Origin of the sequence: Flavobacterium sp. LMO6 (genome assembly GCF_009495795.1) — a bacterium.
In the GTDB taxonomy this organism is placed as follows: Bacteria; Bacteroidota; Bacteroidia; order Flavobacteriales; family Flavobacteriaceae; genus Flavobacterium.
In genome coordinates this window covers 1-1,978 of record NZ_WIBH01000034.1, presented here as the reverse complement: position 1 = coordinate 1,978, position 1,978 = coordinate 1, and the positions used below count along the sequence as shown (strand labels likewise).

General features: G+C 30.8%; 3 protein-coding genes. All 3 read left to right on the top strand.

Annotation, left to right across the window (positions count from 1 at the left end; genetic code table 11):
* Positions 1-77 precede the first annotated feature (77 nt).
* Positions 78-554 (top strand): hypothetical protein, encoded by a 477-nt coding sequence (locus GFJ99_RS13180; protein WP_153209500.1) that lies wholly within the window; start codon positions 78-80, stop codon positions 552-554.
* Positions 555-719: 165 nt separating this feature from the next.
* Positions 720-1,151 (top strand): hypothetical protein, encoded by a 432-nt coding sequence (locus GFJ99_RS13175; protein WP_153209498.1) that lies wholly within the window; start codon positions 720-722, stop codon positions 1,149-1,151.
* A gap of 168 nt (positions 1,152-1,319) precedes the next feature.
* Positions 1,320-1,910 carry a hypothetical protein gene (locus tag GFJ99_RS13170; RefSeq protein WP_146603279.1) on the top strand — a complete coding sequence of 197 codons (591 nt, stop codon included), beginning with the start codon at positions 1,320-1,322 and terminating at the stop codon, positions 1,908-1,910.
* The last annotated feature ends 68 nt before the right edge of the window (positions 1,911-1,978 follow it).

The following is a 1,978-nucleotide window of genomic DNA, read 5'->3' as shown; positions in this document are numbered from 1 at the left end:
TTGTGAAGGCTTGGTGCTGGTTTTTCGCCACAATTTTCAAGCCGCGAAACGTTATGTGTTATTTTAAAAAAAAACTTATGAAATATTTATCATTAATATTAGTATTTAGTTTTATGTCTTGTGAAAATGTGAAAGAAAAAAAACAAGATAATATATATAAAACAGAAGAAATTAAAACAGAAAAACCAAAACGAAAACGAAATATAATATTACAAGGAACAATTATTTCTGACTCTACTAATACTTTAGAAAATGAAATAAAAGAACTTGAATTAAATTATATAATTTGGGGCTGTGCATGTGCAAATTGGATTACAACTACAGATTTAAATAAATATGGAACAAGTATTGAAAATTGTATTTTTATAGAACCTGCAGATGACAAATTAATTATTCCAAACGATTATAATCCACATGATAAAATTATAGTAAAGGGACAATTTTATAAAAAGAAAGATTATCCACATATTACTAGAAAAATGGAAGAAGATTTAGAAAAAGCAAAAGTATTCAGATATACCGAATTGAAGATAATAAAGGGTAGTGAAAAATAAAAACAACACATAACAGCCGTTTGTTGCAATTGCTAGGCTTGGCTTGTGTTCGGAATTTTCTCCGAAAATTCCACGAGGAGTTTTGTACTTGTAATCTTTTGTTATAAATTTACGCAACTGCCACAAGCGGCAACACGTTAGCAAACAGTTTACAAATCCTGCTCAATGAAAAACCTAATATTAATTTCACTACTATTCATTTTCATTTCTTGTAAAAAGAATAATATTGAAGGTATTGAAATTGGCGTGACTTTACTCGAAAATCAAAATTTTGCGGAAAATAAAAAGCTTGACACAATTATTAGGAAAACAATAAACGGTGATTATAATTCTTTGAGAAGGCTTAATCATTTTCCTTGTGGAGATGCTGCTGGATGTTATGATAAAGGATTTATAATTACGCAGATTATTTACAAAATTGGAGAAAACAATTTTAATAAAATGATAGACAATCTAGACCATAAAGAATTGTATGGTATTGAAGATTATATTAAAACTGGTTTAGAATATGGAGATAATAATAAGGATGGGAAAATGGACAACAAAATAGCCGAAAAGGAATTTCCTATTCTAATGAAAAAGTTAAGGGAAAAATAAAACCGATTTGCTAACAGCCGTTTGTAGCAATTGCTAGGCTTGGCTTGTGTTCGGAATTTTCTCCGAAAATTCCACGAGGAGTTTTGTACTTGTAATCTTTTGTCTTAAATTTACGCAACTGCCACAAGCGGCAACACGTTAGTGGCAAGCTTAACAAAAATCGCACAAATGAAAATTTTTAAAGTTTTTGAAAATATAACTGAAGTAATTGGATGGTTGCAAATTGTTGCATCGCCTACTCTGATTTGTAGTGGAATTGGAGCTTTCATTTATTTCCGAAATCAAAACTTGACTAATTTAATAATTGCACTTTGCATATGTTTTGTTGGAGTTGTTATAGGAATACTTTTCGCAAATAAAATATGGAGAACTAAAGGAACGGTTTGGTTTATGTCAAGAGTAAATGCGAGTCCGGAATTAGACAACTTAAGCGTAAAAATCAAACCTGATTTTATAGCAATCTTGAAATACAGAACTGCTGAAGAAGGGGGTCGAAAAACTGCAATATATTCTGGATATAGACCAGATATAAAATTTCCATTTGACAATATGTTGACGTGTGGTTTTCAAACTTTTATTGATCAAGAAAAGGTATTCCCTGGAGAAAGTGTCAGAGCGGAAATTAAAATCATCGCGACGGAATATTTTAAAGGTCAACTATTCGAGAATTTGGAATTTGATTTTCGAGAAGGCTCAAATATAATTGGAACTGGAAAAATATTAGAAATTGTAAATCCAATATTAAAAGCCAGCCACTAACAGCGGTTTGCTTCAATGGCTACTTCCGGATTTTCCTACGGAAAATCCGCTGCTGAATGGAATGTTTT

Bases quoted from the DNA above. Each gene is read 5' to 3' on its own strand.
- GFJ99_RS13175 (WP_153209498.1), top strand. From the start codon at position 720: ATGAAAAACCTAATATTAATTTCACTACTATTCATTTTCATTTCTTGT.
- GFJ99_RS13180 (WP_153209500.1), top strand. From the start codon at position 78: ATGAAATATTTATCATTAATATTAGTATTTAGTTTTATGTCTTGTGAA.
- GFJ99_RS13170 (WP_146603279.1), top strand. From the start codon at position 1,320: ATGAAAATTTTTAAAGTTTTTGAAAATATAACTGAAGTAATTGGATGG.